The organism is Microbacterium hibisci, assembly GCF_015278255.1.
In the GTDB taxonomy this organism is placed as follows: domain Bacteria; phylum Actinomycetota; class Actinomycetes; order Actinomycetales; family Microbacteriaceae; genus Microbacterium; species Microbacterium hibisci.
In genome coordinates, this window is sequence record NZ_JADIJC010000004.1 from 101,012 (window position 1) to 122,687 (window position 21,676).

Here is a 21,676-nt window from a genome sequence, read left to right on the forward strand (position 1 = left end):
CGGCATCCTCCGCCCCCGTCGTTCTCTGCGGGGAACGTCCGCCGGCGTCTCAGCGCACGCGGCGCCCGTGGGCGAGGTCGATGAGCCGCGCGAGCACGTCCGCGTCGGAGCGCAGGCCGTTGTGCTCGTGCTCGCTCGTGATCCACGGGGTCACGCCGGGGATCAGGCTCGCCGTCTCCATCGCGAACTCGAAGGGCACGTAGACGTCGTTGACGTAGATCGAGGTGGCTCCGCGGGCATCGGATGCCGCGATCGCGTCGCCGTCGTACAGCCGCGGCCACTCGAACTCGGCGAGCGTCAGCGTCACCTCGCGCCACGGCTGAAGGGTCGGCACGGTGTCGAGCCATTCGCGTCGCACATGCTCACCGGTGAACAGCGTCGGATCGGCGCGGAAGTCGTCGGGCTCGGTGCGCTCAGCCGACCAGTTCGTCGCGTGGCCGTCGGCGTAGCTCGACTCGTGGAAGGCGAGATACAGCGGGTTGCGCGCGTCGAACGGCATCGCGGCGGCGAGGTCGTGGCGGAACGCGTTGGAGTGCGGGTCGAGTTCGAGCAGACGCCACAGGGTCTGCCAGCCGTCGTTGCTGCCGAGCGCGGAGCCGGCGGAGCGCACGCGTGACACCGACACCATTTCGCCGCCCGGGAGCACGATGTCGCCCGCGTCGGCCAGGTCGAGGATGCGTCGCATCGCGTCGCGGTGCGAGGGGAAGCGCCGGTAGTAGCGCTCCGACGCCTCGCGCATCTTCTCGTACGTGAGCGCATAGACGTCATCGGGATGCCGCCCCACGGCGCTGAGACCGCCGGTGATGTAGACGTGCTCGAGCGACGCGGCATCCGTCGACAGATACGACAGGGTGGTGAACCCGCCGAAGGACTGCCCCAGCACGCTCCACGTGTCGGCCCCGAGCTCGGTGCGCAGCGCCTCGGCGTCGCGCACGATCGAGTCGGCGCGCAGGTGCGTGATGTACTCGGAGAGCTCGACGGTGCCGCGCTCGAGGTCGCGGTCCGAGACCGGCGTCGAGCGGCCGGTGCCCCGCTGGTCGAGGAGGACGACGCGGTAGTGCTCCAGGGCCGCGTCGAGCCACGGCGGCCCGGAGGGCGAGTGGAAGGCTCGCGGCGCCTCGTGCCCGGGGCCGCCTTGGAGGAACACGAGATACGGCAGGTGCTCGCCGCCCTCGCGCGCGACCACGGCGGCGTGGACGTCGATGGTGCGGGCGTCGGCCGGATCGCCCCACACCAGGGGAACGGTGAGCGTGTGGTCGTCGATGGTCAGGTTCTGCATGCGGCGCGTCGTCACGGGCATGCGTACGAGCCTAGGGTCGGGTGCCGACGTCGGCATCCCCGGCGGCGGCCGGTGCGGAGCGGACGGTGACGGTGAAGTCGTCGACATTGCGGAGATGCGAACGGATGCTGCGCTCTGCGCCGGCGGCGAGCACCGCGGCATCCGCACCGCGCGCGGCGACGACGACGGCGTCGCCCTGAAGCCGGTGGCCGACCCAGCGCAGGCGCAGCCGCTCGATGCCTGCGATGCCGTCGACGTGCGCGAGCGCGTGGTCGGCACGGTCGACCAGTTCGGGCTCGATGCCGTCGAGCAGCCTGCGGCCCACGCTGCGGACCGTGCCGATGAGCAGCACGAAGATGGCCGCCGAGATGAGCAGGCCCACCAGAGGATCGGCGAGCGGGAAGCCCAGCAGCACCCCGATGCCCCCGAGCACGACGGCGAGGGAGGTGAATCCGTCGGTGCGGGCGTGCACGCCGTCGGCGACGAGCGCGGCCGATCCGATCCGCTTGCCGACGCGGATGCGGTACACCGCGACGATCTCGTTGCCGGCGAAGCCGATGATGCCCGCGGCGATCACCCAGCCGAGATGGTCGAGCGGCTGCGGGTGCACGATGCGGTCGATCGCCTGCCACGCCGCCACGACGGCCGACAGCGCGACGACGAACACGATGAAGAGTCCCGCGAGGTCTTCGGCGCGCCCGTAGCCGTACGTGTAGCGACGGGATGCCGCGCGCCGGCCGAGCGCGAACGCGACCCACAGCGGCACCGCGGTGAGCGCGTCGGAGAGGTTGTGCACCGTGTCGGCGAGGAGGGCGACCGACCCGCTGAACGCGACCACGATCGCCTGCAGCACGGTGGTCGCGAGCAGGATGACGAGGCTGATCTTGAGCGCGCGGATGCCGGCGGAGCTGGCCTCCATGGCGTCGTCGATGGCGTCCGTGGCGTCGTGGCTGTGCGGCACGAACAGCTCGTGGAGGAACCCGCGGATGCCGCGGGCGTGGGAACGGTCGTGCGCGCCGTGGTGCTGGTGGCCGTGGTCATGCGGGCTGTCGGGGTGGTGGCCCGGGTGGTCGTGGTCGTGCGGGCCGACGGGGTGGTCGTGATCGTGCGGGACGTCGGGATGGTCGTGGGCGTGCCGGCCCCGGGTCTGCGCGCTCACGGCGCGACCGGTCCGGTCCGGTGGTGGCGCGGGGTGCCGCCGAGCGAGTGCTCCGCCTGGTGGATCGCATCGGCGACGAGACGCGAGGCGTGCTCGTTCTCGAGGCGGTAGAACACGCGCTGCCCTTCCTGGCGGGTGGCGACGATGCGTGCGAGGCGCAGCTTGGCGAGGTGCTGCGACACCGCAGCGGGCGACTTGTCGACGATGTCGGCGATGTGGTTGACCGAGAGCTCCCCGCCCTCTTGGAGTGCCAGGATGATGCGCACGCGCGTGGCGTCGGCCAGCATGGCGAAGACCTCGACCGCCAGCTCGACGTACGGGCTCTCGACCGCGTATCCGCTTTCCTGCTTATCTGCACGCATACGCAGATAATACTCGTGCCGCCCTTTCCGAGCGAGGCGTCGCGTGTGCGAGGGTGGCGTCATGCCGATCCTTCCCACCGAGCGCGACCCGCGCTTCATCACGATCCGGCGCGGCGGCACGCTGACCGACGAGAACCACCACCTGCTCGCGGAGTGGGCGGCGGTCTGCGCGGAGCATGTGCTGCCGCTGTTCGAGGCCGCGCGGCCCGGCGACCCCGCCGTCCGCGACGCGATCGAGCTGGGGTGGGCCTGGATCCGCGGCGAGGTGCCCATGAAAGAGGCGCACCAGCGTGCGTTCGTCGCGAACGCGGCGGGCAAAGGGCTGCCCGACCCGGCGAAGTTCGCCGCCCTCGCCGCCGGGCAGTCGGTGGCGGTGGCCCACGTCGCCGCCCACGAGCTCGGCGCCGCGGCCTACGCGATCAGGGCGGTCGCGGCATCCGTCCCTGCCGGCGAAGCCGACGCCGCGCGCCTGCGCGAGCGCGACTGGCAGCGCGCGCAGCTGCCCGGCGAGATCCGCGACCTCGTGCTCGACGACCAGCGGCTGCGCAGCCCGATCTGCTGGCACGTCTTCGACGACTGACCGGCCGCTGCGCCCGCGTGCGCGGTTCCAGCCGGCGCGAGCCCTCGGCGGCCCCCGCCGAGACAAGGGCTTTCGGCCGAAACACAGGACGTCGCCCCCGGTCTCGGCCGAAAAGCTCGGTCTCGGCGACGCGCACCGCCCCCGCCGGAGATCTGCGAGACCGCGTTCGGCGGATCAGCCGCGGGTGCGCCGCCGCGCGCGCACCGAGGTGCGGCTGAACCGTCGCAGCCGGCGGAACGGCGTCGGCGTCGCGGTCTGCGCGGCCGTCGGCAGCACGATCGGCTGCGTGACGATCGCGTCGACGACCATCGACCCGTCGGTCGGGCCGATGACCGGGATGGGCGTCGTCGGCGTGGCGACCATCGGGTTGACGGGCTCCTTGGCCAGTTGCCGATGCGCGTGCAGATACGCCGGCACCAGCACGACGACGGCACCGAGCCATGCGAGCGGGTTGCTCGCCGCAACGCCGATGAAGCCGAAGATGCCGCCCAGCACGACGGCGGCACCCACGCGCATCACGAGTTCGATCACGCCCGTGACCGTGGGGATCAGCGTGTGCCCGAGGCCCTGCAACGCTCCGCGCAGAACGAAGAGCACCCCGAGGATCCAGTAGGTCGCGCCGTTGATCGCGAGCATCTGGGCGGCGAGGTCCACGACTTCGCGCGAGCCCTCGCCGACGAACAGCTCCACGAGCGCCGCCCCGAAGGCGATGAGCACGGCGCCGAGCACGATCGCGGCGGCGACCGACATCCACGTCGCCTGCGTCACGCCGCGGCGGATGCGGTCGGGCCGGCCGCCGCCGTGGTTCTGCGCGACGAACATCGAGACGGCGAGGCCGAGCGACTGCAGGAGCGCCACCGCGAGGCCGTCCACGCGCGACGCCGCGGTGTACGCGGCCACCGCGTCGGCGCCGAGCTCGTTGAGGGCCACCTGCACCGACAGGGTGCCGATCGCGATGATCGACGCCTGGAAGCCCATCGGCAGCCCGAGACGCAGGTGCTCGGCGAGCTCGGCACGGGTCACACGCCAGTCGCTGCGGCGGACGTGGAGCACCGGCATCCGTCGACGCACGAACTCGAGGCAGAGCAGCACCGAGATCGCCTGCGAGACGACCGTGGCGAGCGCCGCGCCGCCGACGCCCCAGTCGAGCGGACCGACCATGAGGATGACGAGCACGACGTTGAGGATGCACGCGAGCGTGAGGAACACCAGCGGCGTCCGCGAGTCGCCGATCGCACGGATGATGGCCGACAGGTAGTTGAAGAACATCATCGCGCCGGCGCCGAGGAAGCTGATCTGCGCGAAGACGACGGCGTCGTCCATGAGCTCGGCGGGCGTCTGCAGCATCACGAGCAGGGGTCCGGTCAGCAGCGGCGCGCCGACCGTGAGGAGCACGGTGCACAGGCCGGTGAGGATCGTCCCGGCGGCGACCGAGCGGCGCACGGCGGCGTAGTCCCGCGCGCCGAACGCCTGAGCGGTCGGGATCGCGAAGCCAGACGTCAGCCCCCACGCGAACCCGAGCAGCAGGAACAGCATGCTGCCCGTCGCGCCGACGGCCGCGAGCGCGTCGACGCCGAGGTGGCGGCCCACGACGATCGCGTCGATCACGTGGTACAGCTGCTGCACCACGTTGCCGATGAGCAGCGGGACGGAGAACAGGAGGATGACGCGCCAGGGGCGACCCGTCGTCAGGGCGGTGGGCATGAGGGCGGCTCTCGAGCGAGAAGGCGAGGGAAGGGGACGGATGCCGCGCCCGCGGGCGACGGAGAGGTGCCGAGTGGCAGAAGCCCAGTGTATCGAATCGATTCGGGCGCGCCATCCTCGATTCGGTCGCGTGCGCAAAATATGGCCGTCGATCGCTCTATGGCTTGAGGTCGGTGAGCCGTGGCCGATCGAGGACGGCATCGCACATCTGTACGAGAAATCTCTTGTGGTCGTTGCTGACCCGTATTAGACTGTCGATCAGAGATTCGGATCAGAGTGAGCCTTCTTCGCGAAGGCGGTGGGCAGGTGCGGTTCTGGCCGCGGGCAGGTGTTGAGGCAGATCGCGTGTGATGCGCGGAATCTCGTTCCGCCACTCCTGACTGCGAGCCTCATGTCTCCGATTCCCACTCCCGATCCCGGTGCCGACGACGGCGTTGCACCGGAGTTCATCCGGGTCGTGCGGCTGGTCGATGCGTTCGAAGACGGCCGCCGACAGCGAGCGACCGCGGATGCGGCCGAGATCCGGGTGCTGGCGGATGCGGCCGCCGCCGTGGCGCGGCCCGCGCACGCGTCGCCGGATCGGGCTCGGCGGGCGGAGCTCGACCGTCGGGCACTGGTCGCCGACCTCGCGACCTCGAGCCGGGTCTCGGAGTGGACCGTGAGTCGGCTGCTCAGCGAGGCATCCGACCTGTGCGCACGGTTCGAGCCCGGTGTCGAGTCGCTGGCGCGTGGCGAGATCACCCGGCAGCACCTCGCCGTGATCCATGACGCCGGCCACGCGATCACCGACGACGCGGCCCGCGCCGAGTTCCTCCAGCTCGCACTGGACCGCGCGGCAACGCTCACCGCCGGTCGCCTCGCACCGGTGCTCAAGGTGGTCGCCGAGCGCTTCCTCGAACGCACGATCGACGAGCGCCACCGGGCAGCCGCGGCGGGCCGTCGCATCGAGGTGTTCGATCTGCCCGACGATATGGCCGCGCTGACCGCGATCCTGCCGGCGACGCTCGCGCACGGCATCGAAGACCGGCTCACACAGCAGGCGCGCTCCGTCATCGCCGCACGAGGCTCCGACGACACCGACGGCGGCGGCGACCGCGACCGCGACCGCGACGTCGACCGCGACGTCGAAGATGCCGACGACTGCGAGGCCGACGAGCGCACCATGGATCAGCTCCGCGTCGACATCTTCACCGACACCCTGCTGACAGCCGGCCCCACCGAGTGCGTCGCCGGTACCGGACTCGAGGCGATCCGCGCCACCGTGCAGGTCACCGTTCCCGTGCTCGCAATGACCGGCGCGTCCAACGAGCCAGCACTTCTCGCGGGCTACGGTCCGATCGACCCCGGAACCGCCCGGATCCTCGCCGCCGGCGCGACCGGCTGGGAGCGCGTGATGACGTCACCGGTCACCGGAAGCGTCCTCGCGGTGGACCGCTACCGTCCTGGACCGGCGCTGAACCGGTTCCTCGCCGCCCGTGACGAGCACTGCCGATTCCCCGGCTGCCGCCGCCCGGTCCGGCGGTGCGACATCGACCACACGATCGCCGCTTCCGAGGGCGGACCGACCCACCACGCCAACCTGGCTCACCTCTGCCGTGGCCATCACACCCTCAAGGGCGTCACAGCATGGTCGGTCGAGCAGGTCTCGCCGGGCGTTCTGGTCTGGACCAGCCCGACCGGCCGGAAGCACACCGACCGGCCCGAGCCCACCGTGAGATTCATCCCGGACGACACCGCCGCACGCCCCCGCGCGACGATGCGCGAACCCTGGCTGTTCTCCGCTGACGACCCACCCGGGTCCCCCGGCGCCCCGCCGTTCTAGCGCAACCGCGGTGTTGCGGCATCCGCTCTCGCCCTCCCCCGGACCCCCACTCGACGCAGCCCCGTGACCAGCACGCCCGCGACGAGGAGGGTGCCGCCGACGACCTCGCCCGGTGTGGGGATCTGGCCGAGCAGCAGCGCGGACGACGCCATCGCCACGACCGGCGCGAGCAGCACCCACGGCACCACCTCCGCGGACGGATTGCGAGCGAGCAGGCCGTTCCAGATCGAATAGCCGATGATCGTGCACAGCACCGCGGTGTACAGCGTCGAGACCGCGGACTGCCAGCCGAAGGCGGCGATGCCGGACGCGATCGCGGCCGGCCCTTCGATCACGAGCGACAGCATCAAGGCGGGGATGGGCACCACGAGCGCCGACCACACGGTGAGCGACAGGGATCCGAGCCGGCCGGCTCCGCTGACCGCGCCGGCCCGGCGAGAGATGACGTTGCCGATGCCCCACGAGAACGCTGCGGCGAGCGCCAGCGCCACGGCGAGGGCGGGGGCATCGCCGCCCCGGCCGGCGGCGACGACGGCCAGGCCCACCACGCCGAGCGCGACACCGGCGACCTGCGGCGCGGTCGGGCGCTCACGCAGCACCGCGGCCGCGATGAGGATCGTGAACACCGCCTGCGCCTGCAGCACGAGCGCGGCGAGCCCCGGCTGCAGCCCCAGCGCCATCGACGTGTACAGCAGCCCGAACTGCCCGAGGCTCATGAACAGGCCCACGCCGATCACCGTGCGCCAGGAGGTGCGCGGACGCGGGACGACGACGACCGCGAGCGCCACCACCAGGAAGCGGATCGCCACGAACAGCAGGGGCGGCACGCCCGTCATCCCCCAGTCGATCACGACGAAGTTGAAGCCCCAGAACGATGCCACGACCGCCGCCAGCACCATGTCGCGTCTGTTCACGGGTTCCACTTCACCCGAACACTGGATGAAGCACCAGCGATGCTTTCTCCACGAGACGATGTAGCGTTGCTTCATGATCGATCTCGAGGCAGTGCTGTCGCTCCGCGCCGTCGCCACGCAGGGCAGCGTGGTCGCCGCCGCGACGAGCCTGGGCTACACCCCGTCCGCCGTGTCTCAGCAGGTGAAGCGGCTGGAGCGCGAAACCGGCATCGCCCTGCTCGAGCGCGCCGGGCGCGGGGTGATCCTCACCGAGGCGGGCACGCGCCTCGTCGTCGCGTCGACCCCGATCCTCGCCGACCTCGAGCGGCTGCGCGCCGATCTGCAGCTCGCCGCGGGGATCGACGACCGCGTGGTGGGCGAGATCAGGCTCGCCGCGTTCTCGACCGTCGTGCGCGGGTTGGTCATCCCCGTGCTGAGCGACCTGGCGGCGCAGCATCCCGGCCTCTCGGTGCCGTTGCGCGAGAGCGAGCCGTGGGAGACGATCGCGCTCGTCGCCTCGGGCCAGCGCGACCTCGGCATCGTGCACCGCTGGGGCGGCGTGGCCCTCGCGATGCCCGACCACCTCGTCTCGACGCCGCTGTTCACGGACGTCGCCGACGTCATCCTGCACCGCGAACACCCGCTCGCCGACCGCAGCGAACTGCACCCCGAAGAGCTCGCGGGCGAGAACTGGGTCGCGACGTTCGAGGCGACCATCTGCCGGCAGTGGCTGCGGCGGCTCTTCGACGGCGTCCCCAACGCGCCCCGCATCGTGCACGAATCGATGGAGTTCCAGAACCACCTCGAACTCGCGCGCGCACGCCGCGCGGTCGCGCTCGTGCCGCGGCTGGGCCGCGGCGACCTCGGACCCGACCTGGTGGCCATCCCGACTGTCGAGCCGGCATCGACGCGCGACGTTCTGGCCGTCCACCGCCGGACGCAGGAGGATTCTCCCGCGCTGCGCGCCACGCTCGACACGTTCGTGGAGCACGCGCGGAGGTGACGGATGCCGGGGGCCGCGGCATCCGTCTGCCTCCCATGTATCTGACGGAGTCGGAGGTGACTCTCGCTGGATCGGGGCAACCACTCTCTCGGTGCCCCCGTTCCGCACGTCCGTTCCTTGGGGAGGAATACCCATGTCTCGAACCGCCGGCCGACGCCGCAGCTTCACAAAGCTCGCTGCCGGCCTGACCGCGACCGCGGCGCTCACCGTGACGACACTCGTCGTGACGACGCTGCCCGCCGCCGCCTTCAAGCCGTACACCCACAACGCCACCGCCGAGAACGCCTATGACGACGTCACCGACGACGGGAAGGTGACCGTCGAGGGCACCGAGTACACCGTGCGCGGCGACATCGTCACCGCGCTGCGCAACCAGCCGGCTGCGTACAACGCCGGCGTGATCGGTCCCGACGGGTTCCCCGATCTGGCGTACGGCCAGTCGGCGATACACCCCGAAGAGACGGGCAGATGGCTGCAGCACCTCATGACCGAGGCGTGGGACGCGCAGGACGACGCCGGTCGCAGTGCCGCCGAGAAGGAGCAGATCCTCGCGTTCGCGTACGGCTTCATGACGCACGCTGCCGGCGACATGTGGGCGCACACGATCATCAACCAGGTCGCCGAAGGGGTCTTCCCAGGTGTCGGCGACATCCTCGACCTCGAGGACCCCACCGCGCTCGAGATCGCCCTGCGCCATGTCATCGCCGAGGGGTACGTCGGCGACGCGACGGCGGGCTACGACGGCAACTCGCGGCGCTCGCAGGTGCCCGGCGAGTCCGACCAGACCGGCCCCGAGTACAGCAACGACTCCACGCCGGCCTTCGAGTACGCGGCACCGAACGACTGGATCTACGACACGCTCGTCGATCCGAACAACCCGCTGCCCGTCGGCACGTGTGGCGACGGCGTCGACGACGACGGCGACGGGACCGCGGATGACGGATGCCCCGGCCTCGCGTACACCGTCGGCGAAGATCCCGAGCCGAACCGCGGCCCGCTCATCGACTACTTCATCGACCTGAAGGCCGACCTCCAGGTCGAGCGCGCGGCGATCCAGAAGGATCTGGACTACGAAGACTGCAACATCGTCGACTGGGACTGCTACGAAGTGGTCGAGAACGTCACGGTCGACACGGTGCGCGGCGTGACCGTCGAGCCCGTGACCGTGCAGGAGTGTCGCGCGGAGTACTTCTGCGTCACGAGCCCGATCGACGAGGCCGACGACGCCGTCGTCAACCCGGCGATCATCTCGTACCTCGACGCGTGGATCGCCGACATCGACCGCGGCCTGCAGCACTGGCCCGAACTCGGCGAGGCGCTGTCGAAGACGCTGTTCGACGCCGGCACGTTCCGTGACGCGCAGAACTTCATCTGCCGCAACGACGACGAAGAGGGCGAGACCGATGAGGTGCTCGACACCGACCGCGCACAGTGCGAGGACGGCGTCGGCATCTTCCAGGTCGTCGGCTACACGCTCGGCGGACTGGACGACACTGATCGGCCGGGCTTCATCAACGAGTACCTGCTGTCGATGCTCGGCGCTCCCGACTTCGTCGGCGAGGCGGTCGAGGAGGGCGGCGAGGTCTTCCTCTGGCTCGAGGACTTGATGGCGACCATCATGCCCGACATCGACTTCCTCGACCCGGTGCTGGCCGACGCCAAGGAGCTGCTGCTCGAGCTCGCCTCCGAGGCCCTGGGCTTCGACGTCGAGCTGCTGTCGGACTTCCTGAAGCACCCCACGCACTGGATGGAGATCGGCTCGGCAGACATCGACGTGCCGTTCTCCGACGACGACGTGCACGTGGACCTGTTCGACGACGGCGACCGCGAGTACCTCGACGCCGTGATGGGTCTCGTCGATCCGCTCGTCGGCGACCAGGTCGAGCTCCCGGACGGCACGATCGTGCCCTCGTCACGTCTGAAGGACACCGCCGAATGGACGCTCGAGGACTTCGAGCCGGCCTACGACGCCGTGCAGATGTCGAAGCTGCTGCTGCTCGACGCGAACGGCCTCAACGAGGTCATCTCCGATCACCGCAGCGCCAACCTGCTGCCGAGCGTGTCGACGGCGATCTACACCGACCCGGCAGGGCGCCCCGCGAATGTCATGATCGACGGTCTCGACGGGCAGCCGTGGCTGCGGAGCATCGACTCCGACCACTCGTGGCGCGCCGACCGCCTGCCGGTCTTCGAGTCGCCCGACCCGGGTCACCACTCCGACGAGGAGCCGCACTACGCCGGCACCGGGCAGATGCCGCTGTGGGAGTCGTGCCTCGCACGCTCGACCTTCCGCGACGTGTTCCGCGACTGGGAGAACGGCGCCTGGGACCAGCCGGGGAACAACTTCCCCGATCACGGCGACACGCCGAGCGCCCCTTCGTGGATCGCCGGGTCGCTCAGCGCCGATCTGCAGATCACCGGTGACGAGGCTGTCGTCTCGGGCGTGCAGTGGGTGGGCGTGGACCACACGTTCACCGTCACGGCCGCCGACGACTCCTTCACGCCGGAGTCGCTGACGACGACGTACTCCGTCCACCCGGCCGGCTCCGCGCCGAGCTGGACGACGGTGAACGGCGCGGTGGCCGAGTTCGCCCTTCCGGGGAACGCCGATGAGAACCTGGAGTGGGTCATCGAGTGGAAGACGACGAGCGAGTGCGAGACCGTGAGCGGCACCCGGACGGTCCGGGTCGACCGCACGGCGCCGGTCATCGACCTCAGCCAGCCCGCGGCCACCGGCTACGACACCGACGACTTCGCGAGCGTGGAGTACACGATCACGGATGCGCTCAGCGGCGTCGAGACGCAGTCGGTCACCTTCGACGGCACCGAGGTGCCGACCGGGCATGTGCTCGACATGTTCACGCTTGACACCGGTGCGCACGCGGCGGTGGCGACGGCGACGGACTTCGTGGGCAACAGCGCGACGGCCACGCGGGCGTTCACCCTGCTGGCCACGACCGAGTCGCTCAGCAACAACCTGACGCGGGCGGTCGCCGAGAAGCTCGTCACCGACCCGAAGGTCGAGAAGGGCCTGCGCGACAAACTCAACGCGGCGCTCAAGAGTCACGCGACGGGCAGGCACCCGACCGAGGTGAACCAGCTCGGCGCGGTGGTCGAGCAGCTGCAGGGCCAGCTCGGCAAGGGCGTCGACACGGCGTTCGGCACCCGGATGATCGGCTGGACGAACGATCTGATCGCGGTGCACTGACCGCGTGAAGGCTCGAGGCGGCCGGTCGGGATCTCCCGACCGGCCGCCTCGCGGCGTCGTCCGTCTCGCAGCGCCGATGGTGCGCGACCGGGAGACCGCCTCAGGCGTTCAACGTCCCCACGTGCCGCAGGGGCGACCACCACGTGATGACCGCGGCGACGGCGAAGACGACCGTGACGGCGACGAGCGTCCACTGCTCGCCGAGCGCTCCGACCGCGACACCTCCGAGGAGGGCGCCGAGCGCCGCCGCAGAGCGGTTGGCCGAGCGGAGGTTCGCGTTCACGCGCCCGAGCAGGCCGTCGGGCGTCGCGGTCTGCCGCAGCGCCATCTCGTGCGCGTTCTCCACGCCAGCCGCGAGCCCGTGGATCGCCAGCGCGACGAAGAGGAGAGAGGGACCCGTCGGCAACCAGGCGGCGACGGCGACGAGCAGCCAGGCGACCGGGTATGCGGCGCGTGCCGCGATGATCGTCGGCCCGCTGCCGAGGATCGCGCCGAGCCGCACAGCGAAGGTCGCGCCGACGAGCGTCGTCGTTCCGGCGACCGCGAGCAACAGGCCGTACGTGAAGGCCGAGAACCCCAGCGACCGCAGCGCGAGCAGTGACAGCACCGTGAACGCGACGCCGTTCGCCAGGAACCAGACGTGGGTCGAGACCGCGAGCGGACCCAGCGTGCGATGCGCGTACGCCCACGAAAGGCCCTCTCTGATCTCCCGCCACAGATGACGCTCCCGCGCGCGGACACGAGCCTCCTCCACACGGATGCCGGCGTTCAGGATCGCCTCGACGATGTAGCTCACGGCGTCGACGAGGAGGGCGAGCGGAGCGCCGAGCAACGCCACGAGCCCGCCGCCCAGCGCGGGGCCGAAGGTCTGGGCTGCGGCATCCGTCTGATCCAGGCGCGCGTTCGCGACCACCAGTCTCGATCGCGGCACGAGCCGGGGGAGGAAGGACTGCGTCGCGGCGAAGCCGAAGACCGAGAACGAGCCGAAGAGCAGGAGCAGCGCCACGAGCATCCAGATCGCGAGGGCGTCCGCGAACCACAGCGCCGGAATGGCGGCGAGCGACACCGCCCGGCCGACGCTCGCCCACACGAGGATGGGCTTGCGGCGCCATCGGTCGGTGTACGCGCCCGCGAACAGCCCGAGCACCGCGTACGGCAGGAACTGCGCGGCATTGACCAGGCCCACCTCGAGCGGCGTCGCGCCCAGCAGCTGGACCACCAGCACCGGCATCGCGACCGCGGTGAGTGCGGTGCCGAACGAGCTGATCGCGGCCGCGGTCCAGTAGCGGGCGAACGCCGATCGGGGCGCGGGCGGCTCCGCGGGCGTCGCGTCGGCCGTCACGCGCCGGGCGGACCGTCGAGCACGGTCGGGATGTACTCCAGCAGCTGACTGCGCCCATCGAACGTGCGGGCCTCGACGAGCTCGAGACGCACATCGGGATAGCCGTCGAAGATGCGGTCCTGGCCGGTCGCACCGGTGATCACCGGGAAGACCACGACGCGGTACCGGTCGACGAGACCGGCGATGAGCAGCGAGCGGCACAGGGCGATGCTGCCGAGCGTGCGCAGCGGCCGATCCGACTCCTCCTTGAGGCGCCGGACGAACTCGACGGCGTCGGTGCGCACGAGCATCGAGTTCTCCCAGGCGAGCGGCTCTTCGAGCTGCGACGAGAAGACGTACTTCTGCACCCGGTTGAGGACGTCGGTGCCCTCCTCGCCGCCGGCGGTCAGCTCCGACATGACACGGTACGTCGTGGCGCCCATGAGGATCGGATCGTCCTTATCGGGCGAGTCCTCCAGCCAGCCGAGGTAATCGGGCCCTTCGAGCCCCCACCAGCCCGGCCAGCCCTCCGCGGCGCCATAGCCGTCGAGCGAGATGATGAAGTCCACCGTCAGGGTCTGCATCGCGACTCTCCTTCTCGTGCGGTGGTCCGGGCCCGTTCGACGGAGTCCCGGAACGCGGACGGATGCCTCGCGCCCGAGCCTAGGCGGGCGCTTGTGGCCCCGAAACCCGCCTCGGAACCCGAGTCGGCTGCTCAGTGCTGGGCGCGCCTGAGCGTGCGGCGGTAGAGGACGGCCTGGTAGGCGATCAGGATCGCGAACACGACGCAGACCCCGGCGAGCAGGTACGGAGTCATCCGCATCAGCGCGAACGGCGTCTCGAAGAGGAAGGCCCGGACGAACTCCCAGCCCTGCTTCTCCCACACGCCCGGTTGCGGGTCGTGCCGGTCCGTCATTCCGCCGAGGACTGCAGCTGCTGTACGTTCCGGTTCTTCCAGGTCACGCCAGCGTCGCTCTCGGGGCCGTGGCTCTTCGACCGCTTCTGCTTTCTCGCGCTCAACCTCGCGATCGGCGGCACATGGCCGGGCAACACGACCGATCCATCCACGCGGCCGGCGACGATGCACATCGACTGGATCCGGGCGACGGATTGCCAACTGGAGCGCGGCGCCACCCGGTGAATACACGTCTCGCGGGGATGGTGGGATGCCGCTACGGCATGTCCGCGAGCCGACCGACGCGCTGATCCTGGACCGACGCTGGCTTCCTCGGCGGTGTCCGTCAGTGCGGGGTCCGAGCGGCGTACGAGGACGCCTACTACCTGTCGGATCCCGATCGAGCTTGCGGAAATTCGGAGTGAATGTGGCGTGGTTTGCGGAGTTCAAGACCGATCTCGAACGTCCTAGATTGCGAAATCCGACTAACTCGTCGCGAACGAGCTCACCACTCAATCACCCGCTGGCTCATCCCGCAGTCGTTGGGTGAGAATCACAAGGCGACCATCCGGGTCATTCAAGGTCGCAGAGCCATCTGGTCTCGCGCGCGCAGATGGCATCGTCAGAAGCACTGATTTGAGGTCCGCAAGGGAAACCGTCACCTGCGCGTCCGGCACCCAAGAGTTCCGGTGGCCGCCCACCTCAATAAACCCGAGACGCTCGTTGAGGTGGAGCGTGCCGTCATTGACACGAAGTGACCGGCCAACGAGCCGCTCATAAAAGCGCCTCGTGGTTCCGAGATCTCGTGTGGGTAGAACCACAGAAGCAACAGCGTCCCGGTCGTCCGTTCCACCGCTCGCCAGCAGACTCTCGCTATCTGGAGCTGTACGTGTTACCCGATCCACGACCAGGGTCTGGCCATCCGATAGCTTGAGTTGGAACCGAAGCACCCAGGGGTCCTGAGCCAGAAGCTCGCGGCCTTGAACGCGGTACTCTCGGCCATCAACGAAGCGGCCCGCGAGGCCACCAGCATCGATTTGCTTATAGAAGGCACGCGGCGATGATGGGGGCGCGAGTGACTCTTCCAGCAACCCACTACCCGGAGCTTGACTGCTCAGCCGCACGGCAAGGTCGGCGACATAGGCCATGTCTTGGACATCTCGCATGGACTCAAGCCAGTGCATGCCGTGGATCGCGCCGAGCACAGCCCCTGTCATCGAGGCCACCGTGTCGGTGTCGAGGTCTGGCTCGAAGGCGGCTTGTAGCAAGCCACTCACCGGCCGCGTGCCCGATCGGCTCGCAAGATAGATCGCCGCGACAACGCTGTTTGTTCCGGAGCCGGAAAAGTTGCCGACGGCACCCAAGTCTCTGAGCGTGTCCGAGACATTCGACATGCTGCCGCGGTTGAGGGACTTTCGTGCGACTCCAAGCAGGTCCTTCGCCTCTTCGAGCGTTTCATCCCAAGTCGAGTCGAACCACGATCTTCGGGACGAATCTCCCCACGCCGCGGGCAGGTAGGCGGAGACCGCGCTCAGCGGCGCAAGCCCCGACATAGCTGCATCGATGAGTTCGCCCTGCTGGAGCGGCTCTCGCGATCGAAGCGCGGTTGAGATTGTTGCCGCGAGGCATAGTGCCCCAATGATCGCGCGCGGATGTCCATGAGTGGATACTGCGTCTCGAACGACACGCTCGTTAAGGCTGCGCGGATCGTAATCGTCCGACGTAACCAAGGCATGCGGGGCGATGCGCATCGCCGCACCGTTGGCGCCGGCTCCGAAATATGCGTCGACCGAACTAGAGGTCTTTCCCCGCCGGAACTCCCAAGGTGGCGAGCCTGCTGCCCAAGCGCCAGCTGCGGACAACACGGCGCGCCCACCGCCGCGCTGGTAGACCGGCCAGGCGGGTAGCTCGACCCGCGTGAGGTGAGTAAGCCACCCATCCCCTCGAAGGCACGAACGAGCGACAGCGAGCATGAGCTGCGTGTCGTCGCTGTACGCGCCGGGCTCGACTTCCTCTTGGTAGCGAAGGAACCGAGAGCCCGCACTTCGCTGCCACGCTGTGAATTCCGGCCGCGCCGGGCGACTAGACCTCGCTCGAGAGCCACCGACGAGTCCACCGCGGGGTTCCTGCGGCCACCCCAGCGCGTCACCCACTGCGGCGCCAACGAGCGAGGCGACCGCTCGATCTGGATTAGCTGCCACTTGTGCGTTCACTGCTCTGACTCTTCACTACGAAACGGACCCTGGAGGGAGATCGGACGCGCCCCCCGCACCGCGTCAGTTACGGCGTACTTCCGAAACATCTCCGGCGAGATGTACCAGTCGAGGTCCGCTCGCATGAGGTTCAACTGGCTCAATCTTGCATGCTCACGATGGAGGGTCTCCTCACTCGGCACAACTATGCCGCGAACCTCGGACAGAGGAATCCGCCCGGGGACGAGAACCTCCGCCTGTACGTCCGTCGGTGAGGCAGGATTGTGCCGGGCGGCGCGCGATCGACCGTTGACCGCTGCCGCGTACTGAGCCGCGAGGCCCTCGGCGCCACTCTCGAGAAACTTTCCACGGCCCAGCGCCGCATTGACTGGGGAGAACAAGACACCTTGAGCGGTGGCGACCGCTGGTGCCAGAAGGAACACGATCCAGTCGGAGTAGTTCACATACTGTTCGCGTTCACTCGCGTGATCAAAGTAGAACATGTTCGGGTACTCGATGTTGCAACAGATATGCCCCGGATGACCGTCAAATCTCGCGGCATCTGTCGCGACATGATCGAGCCCGAGAGATACCAGGTCGGCCGTCGAGAGAATCGCGCCCGACTGGATGATCTTGGGCAGGTTTCGGCTGCTCGTGAAGTGCGTTAGTCGCGAGACGCCTCTGATAGACAACCCCTCTGCCACCGACAGGTCGTTCATGCGGGCGCCCCTTGGGTCAAGGCCCACAAACCGCTCTCCTCTGTTGGTACCAATTCCGTGAGGTCACCGTGATGGGTTACGAGTAGCTCCGACCGAGCCCGAGTGATGCCCACGTAGATCAAACGCGCGTCGCGCTCGAGAGCTTCAGCGCGTCCAAATGCGGCGACCTGCTCGGAGCCTGGGTAGTCCGCCCTATTGAGGTGTGGAACAATCACTGCGTCGAACTCCAGACCCTTGGCTGAGTACAGAGTCCCCACGTAGAGCCCATTGGAGCTCGTCCACTCCTGGCTCTCAGACAGTTCAGTGAACGCAAGGCCCCGAGCAGCCACACGCGCCGCGGCATGAGTGCGGGTCAAGATCGCAACTGTCCCCGATCTGGCGAACTGAACAGCCTGTGCTCGGATGGCGGCAAGTTCGTCCGCCAAGCTCGACGCCCGATACAGCGTTGGGGGAACACCAATGGCTGTGGGCGAGGTGGGGACAACCAGATCCGCTCTGTCACGGAAGTGCGGAAGCTCTGCTGTCGCTATCGCCAATTTCGCGATTCCCGCACTGTTCCGATAGTTCTCCTTGAACTCCTCAATCTTGTGGACTCGAAGCCCACAAGATTTGTACGAAGAGTGCTGTCCGTACAGCTGCTGCGCGTAGTCGGCAAAGAGCGTCACCGTTCCGCCGGGCTGCACAAGTCTCTTCAATGATCGGATGGCCTCCGGTGGAAGATCCTGCGCCTCGTCGATGACGACATGGCGATATAGGCGCGGTTCATTGTCCGCCTCGAGCGCCTGGATCATCGCAGATGGCAGGCTCCACCAGTCGTACTGATGGCCTGTCGCCGCGCGACGAGCTAGATACGCTTCGCGGACGCGCCACACTGTTTCACGCTGAGCTGGCTGCAGCGCCTCGAAACGGCCGCGACGCTCTGCCGCCATGTAGGCGGAGTGGTCGGCGTAGCCATGCCCAGAAATCCAATCGAGCTCATCCTTGAAGAAGTCGAAGGGCCTGTCGATCACATCCGAGGTCGAACCCTCCGCGCGAACATCCTCGATCGCCCTCCGAAGGACAGTTGGTCGCTGAGCGTCGAGCACTGCTCCGTAGCTCATCAGCCCTCGGTTGGCCAAGTAGCCTCGCGCCACATGATGGTAGTTGCGAATGTCCAGTTCCCCGGTCACACCTGCGAGGTGCCGCAGATACCCGGTGAGCGCCTTGTTGTAAGTGACCAGTAGGGTCCGCCCGCCATGCACCAGCGTTGAGTTCGCGAGAAACGCGGCTCGGTGAACGGCCATCGTCGTCTTGCCAGATCCGGCCGTGCCGAGGATTACCTGATCACGGTCGGCATCCATATAGACGACGTCACTCTGACGCCCCACGGGTGTCGGAAGCGTGCGCAGATTGGCGGGCGTGGGGCTCACGGAGTTCCCCCCGGGCCGACAGAAGATGAGCTCCCCTGGTCCTTGAGGTACTCGTAGAGCATCGCGGGGAGCGCCTTCCCCAGCTCGGCGAACAGCCCGCTGTCGCTGAACAGGTCGTCGATGAACGCGGGTGTCTCGTCCCGCACCCCGAGCAGCGCCTTCGTGAACGCCTTCGGGAGCGCTGGTGACTCGGCGAACTGCTGCGGGCTGTTCACGGCGGCCTGGTTCGCGAGCTCCACGTCGAGCGCGAGCTTTCCGACGATGTGGTTCATCTGGAGGTCGATGACGCCGACGCCGTACTTGTCGCCGAGGCGTTCGTTGAGCTTGTGGATGATCTCCTCGAGTGCACTTCGGTGCTTCTCGTGGATCGCGCCCGACCCGATCGCGCTGATCGGGTCCAGCCCCGGTCCCTGCTCGAGGTTCAGCTTCACCGACTCGCCGGCGCTGATCTTGTAGCCGACGAGCGTGACGTCTGAGATGTCGACCGGTTCGAGGATCGTCGCGGTCGAGAGCTGCGGGAGGATGCGGCGGAAGAAGTAGTGCCGGCGTGGCAGGTCGGTGTCTTCGAGGTTGCGGGCCTGGGAGATGAAGTCGTAGAACTTCACGAAGTTCCCCACGTCCGCCTTGAAGAGCCGCAGCTCGTCCTGCTCGGCCTTGTCGTCATCGAGGACGGCGGCGATCCACCGCTTCTGGAACCGGTCCACCGCCGGCGCGGTCGCCGCCGACACCGTCGAGTTCGCGTTCACCCCGCCGACCAAAGCGGCGTCGAACGCCTGCTCGACCTCTGCCATGTCGTAGATCCCAGCCGCGTCGAGCTTCACCACGAGGTCGTAGATCAGGTTCGGGTCGGTCGTCGCGGTGAGCGTCGCCTTCCGGTAGTACGGCAGGAACGCGTCCAGCACCTCGACGGGGTCGTTGACGAAGTCGAGGACGAACGTCTTGTCCTTGCCCGGGTAGGTGCGGTTCAGTCGGGACAGGGTCTGCACGGCCTGGACGCCGCCGAGCTTCTTGTCGACGTACATCGCGACCAGGCGGGGCTGGTCGAACCCGGTCTGGAACTTCTCCGCCACGATCATCACGTTGTACGTGGCCGGCTTGAACGCCTCCGCGAGATCCGACTGGACACCCGGGTTCTGCGTCCGCTCCGTCAGCCCCTCACCGACGAGCTCCGGGTCATCGACAGTTCCCGAGAACGCGACCAGCGACCTCACATCCTGCAGCCCGCGATCGGCGATGTAGTCGTCGAGGTACTTCTTCCACCGCACCGCTTCCACTCGCGATCCCGTGACGACCATCGCCTTCGCCTTGCCGTCCAGCAGGGGCTGGACGAAGGTGCGGAAGTGGTCGACGACGATCTTCGCCTTCTGGCTGATGTTCGTGGGATGCAACCTGACGTACTGCACGAGCGCTTTCACCGCGGTCGACTCGTCGACCTCGTCGGCACCGTCGTAGTCGGAATCGGGATGCTGCAGCTTCCACGCGACCTTGTACGGGGTGTAGTTCTGCAGCACATCGAGGATGAAGCCCTCCTCGATCGCCTGCTGCATCGAATACAGATCGAACGGCTCCGGCGTCGCATCCGGCCCCGCGTCCTCCGGGACCCGGCCGAACAGCTCGAGCGTCTTGGCCTTCGGCGTCGCGGTGAACGCGAAGTAGGAGATGTTCGGGGCGGCTGCGGTGACCTCCATCGCCCACTGTAGGTACGCGTCCGAATCGATCGGTGCACCCTCCGCGACCGCGGCCTGCTCGTCCGGGGACAGCACCTTCGTCAACGCGCCCGCGGTCGACCCGGTCTGCGACGAGTGCGCCTCGTCCGCGATGACAGCGAACCGGCGCCCCTGCAACTCCGGCAGGGTCTGAATCGCGGTGATCAGCGCCTCGAACGACTGGATCGTCACGATCACGATGTTCTTGCCACCGGTCAGCGCAGCGGCGAGCTGCTTCGACTTCGACTCGCCGGCATCCTTGGTGATCGACTGCACCACGCCGGCCTGCTTCTCGAACTGGCCGATCGCGTCCTGCAGTTGCTTGTCCAGCACCGTCCGGTCGGTGACCACCACGACCGTGTCGAACACCCGCGCGTTCTGATCGTCGTGGAGCTGCGAGAGGCGGTGCGCGAGCCACGAGATCGAGTTCGTCTTCCCCGACCCCGCCGAATGCTGCACCAAGTACCGGTTCCCGGGCCCCTCCACCCGCGCCGCATCCACCAGCCGGGTCACGGCCCGCCACTGGTGGTACCGCGGGAACAGCACCTTCTCCGTCTTCGTCTTCTTACCCGTATCGGGGTCGACATCGACCTCGACCTGCAGATGCACGAACGACCCCAACAACTGCAGCCACGTATCGCGCTGCAGGATCTCTTCCCAGAAGTATGCGGATGCCGACCCGTCCGGGTTCACCGGGTTCCCCGCCCCCTCATCCGCGCCCTTGTTGAACGGCAGAAACCGCGTCTTCGGCCCGGCGAGCTTCGTGGTCATCCGCACCTCGGAATTCGACACCACGAAATGCACCAGCGACCGCTTCGCGAACCCGAACAACGGCTCACCCGCCGTCGACCGGTCGAACCGGTACTGGTTCACCGCGTTCCCGATCGACTGCGTGAAGTCCGTCTTCAACTCCACTGTCGCGACCGGGATCCCGTTCACGAACAGCACCAGATCCAACGCCTTGTTCGGATGCTTCGCCGAGTAATGCACCTGACGCATCACCCGCACGCGCATCTTCGCGTACGCCTCAAGCGTGTCCGGGTTCTGCGTGGTCGCCGGCCGGAACTGCGCCAACCGGAACTTGACCGCACCCCCATGCAGCGGCACCATCGAGAAACCCTCATGCAGAATCCGGATCGTCCCCCCGTTCTTCAACGGATCAAGATCCAGAGACTTCGCGAGACGATTCAGGATGCTGTCGCCCGCAGCCTTCCGCTGCGCGTCGGTGTCGCCGGGACGGACGACCTTCGCGAACTCGGTCGGCTGTGAATCCTCCAACCACCCGAGCACGTCCTCGGGGAACAGCGCGAGCTCACGGTCGTATCCGGCATCGGTCGGCGAGTACAGCCAACCGTGCGCCGCAAGGTGCTCCGCGATCTCGTTCTCCAGCACCGACTCCAGATGCGCCCCAGCGACGTTCACAG

17 protein-coding genes are annotated in these 21,676 nt (G+C 68.4%); 5 read left to right on the top strand and 12 right to left on the bottom strand.

What is annotated here, in order from left to right; all coding sequences use genetic code 11:
• Window positions 1-49: 49 nt before the first annotated feature.
• From IM770_RS08780 to IM770_RS08790, 3 genes are all read right to left on the bottom strand, one after another.
• A complete protein-coding gene (locus tag IM770_RS08780) occupies window positions 50-1,300 on the bottom strand; it encodes an alpha/beta fold hydrolase (protein WP_203580762.1) in 1,251 nt (416 codons plus the stop codon).
• Between the two features lie 10 nt (window positions 1,301-1,310).
• Window positions 1,311-2,198, bottom strand: a complete 888-nt coding sequence (locus tag IM770_RS08785) for a cation diffusion facilitator family transporter (RefSeq protein ID WP_239066003.1) — start codon at window positions 2,196-2,198, stop codon at window positions 1,311-1,313.
• Between the two features lie 236 nt (window positions 2,199-2,434).
• A complete protein-coding gene (locus IM770_RS08790; RefSeq protein WP_203580764.1) occupies window positions 2,435-2,800 on the bottom strand; it encodes an ArsR/SmtB family transcription factor in 366 nt (121 codons plus the stop codon).
• A 61-nt stretch (window positions 2,801-2,861) separates the two neighbouring features.
• Here IM770_RS08790 and IM770_RS08795 point away from each other — a divergent pair, with 61 nt between their 5' ends.
• Window positions 2,862-3,380 (top strand): putative immunity protein, encoded by a 519-nt coding sequence (locus tag IM770_RS08795; RefSeq protein ID WP_203580765.1) that lies wholly within the window; start codon window positions 2,862-2,864, stop codon window positions 3,378-3,380.
• Between the two features lie 174 nt (window positions 3,381-3,554).
• Here the strand turns inward: IM770_RS08795 and IM770_RS08800 are convergent, their stop codons facing one another.
• The gene (locus tag IM770_RS08800) at window positions 3,555-5,084 is read right to left on the bottom strand and encodes an MATE family efflux transporter (RefSeq protein WP_203580766.1); all 1,530 of its coding nucleotides are present in this window, start codon (window positions 5,082-5,084) and stop codon (window positions 3,555-3,557) included.
• A gap of 391 nt (window positions 5,085-5,475) precedes the next feature.
• Between IM770_RS08800 and IM770_RS08805 the strand changes: the two genes are divergently transcribed.
• Window positions 5,476-6,906: an HNH endonuclease gene (locus tag IM770_RS08805; protein WP_203580767.1), complete on the top strand. Its 1,431-nt coding sequence runs from the start codon at window positions 5,476-5,478 to the stop codon at window positions 6,904-6,906.
• Here the strand turns inward: IM770_RS08805 and IM770_RS08810 are convergent.
• A complete protein-coding gene (locus IM770_RS08810) occupies window positions 6,903-7,820 on the bottom strand; it encodes an EamA family transporter (RefSeq protein ID WP_307785413.1) in 918 nt (305 codons plus the stop codon). The genes IM770_RS08805 and IM770_RS08810 overlap by 4 nt on opposite strands.
• A 73-nt stretch (window positions 7,821-7,893) precedes the next feature.
• Between IM770_RS08810 and IM770_RS08815 the strand changes: the two genes are divergently transcribed.
• Window positions 7,894-8,802: a LysR family transcriptional regulator gene (locus tag IM770_RS08815; protein WP_203580768.1), complete on the top strand. Its 909-nt coding sequence runs from the start codon at window positions 7,894-7,896 to the stop codon at window positions 8,800-8,802.
• Between the two features lie 133 nt (window positions 8,803-8,935).
• Window positions 8,936-12,010, top strand: coding sequence for a hypothetical protein (locus IM770_RS08820; RefSeq protein WP_203580769.1), 3,075 nt, complete (start codon window positions 8,936-8,938; stop codon window positions 12,008-12,010).
• Window positions 12,011-12,110: 100 nt separating this feature from the next.
• Here the strand turns inward: IM770_RS08820 and IM770_RS08825 are convergent, their stop codons facing one another.
• From IM770_RS08825 to IM770_RS08835, 3 genes are all read right to left on the bottom strand, one after another.
• Entirely contained in the window at window positions 12,111-13,352 is a 1,242-nt protein-coding gene (locus IM770_RS08825; protein WP_203580770.1) for an MFS transporter, read from the bottom strand.
• The gene (locus tag IM770_RS08830; RefSeq protein ID WP_203580771.1) at window positions 13,349-13,915 is read right to left on the bottom strand and encodes a dihydrofolate reductase family protein; all 567 of its coding nucleotides are present in this window, start codon (window positions 13,913-13,915) and stop codon (window positions 13,349-13,351) included. The genes IM770_RS08825 and IM770_RS08830 overlap by 4 nt, the downstream gene beginning before the upstream one ends.
• Window positions 13,916-14,046: 131 nt before the next feature.
• Window positions 14,047-14,247, bottom strand: a complete 201-nt coding sequence (locus tag IM770_RS08835) for a hypothetical protein (RefSeq protein WP_203580772.1) — start codon at window positions 14,245-14,247, stop codon at window positions 14,047-14,049.
• On the opposite strand from IM770_RS08835, the gene IM770_RS08840 reads away from it, so the two are divergent.
• A complete protein-coding gene (locus tag IM770_RS08840) occupies window positions 14,233-14,472 on the top strand; it encodes a LamG domain-containing protein (protein WP_203580773.1) in 240 nt (79 codons plus the stop codon). The two genes, IM770_RS08835 and IM770_RS08840, sit on opposite strands and share 15 nt — an antisense overlap.
• Window positions 14,473-14,738: 266 nt before the next feature.
• On the opposite strand, the gene IM770_RS08845 is transcribed toward IM770_RS08840, so the two are convergent.
• From IM770_RS08845 to IM770_RS08860, 4 genes are read right to left on the bottom strand one after another with little or no spacing between them, the layout of a single operon-like run.
• Window positions 14,739-16,439: an ADP-ribosylglycohydrolase family protein gene (locus IM770_RS08845; protein WP_203580774.1), complete on the bottom strand. Its 1,701-nt coding sequence runs from the start codon at window positions 16,437-16,439 to the stop codon at window positions 14,739-14,741.
• Complete coding sequence (locus tag IM770_RS08850) at window positions 16,436-17,137, bottom strand: DarT ssDNA thymidine ADP-ribosyltransferase family protein (RefSeq protein WP_203580775.1); 702 nt, start codon at window positions 17,135-17,137, stop codon at window positions 16,436-16,438. The genes IM770_RS08845 and IM770_RS08850 overlap by 4 nt, the downstream gene beginning before the upstream one ends.
• Window positions 17,134-18,546, bottom strand: coding sequence for a 3'-5' exonuclease (locus IM770_RS08855; protein WP_203580776.1), 1,413 nt, complete (start codon window positions 18,544-18,546; stop codon window positions 17,134-17,136). Before IM770_RS08855 ends, IM770_RS08850 begins: the two co-directional genes overlap by 4 nt.
• Window positions 18,543-21,674, bottom strand: coding sequence for a type I restriction endonuclease subunit R (locus IM770_RS08860; protein ID WP_203580777.1), 3,132 nt, complete (start codon window positions 21,672-21,674; stop codon window positions 18,543-18,545). Before IM770_RS08860 ends, IM770_RS08855 begins: the two co-directional genes overlap by 4 nt.
• Between the last annotated feature and the right edge of the window lie 2 nt (window positions 21,675-21,676).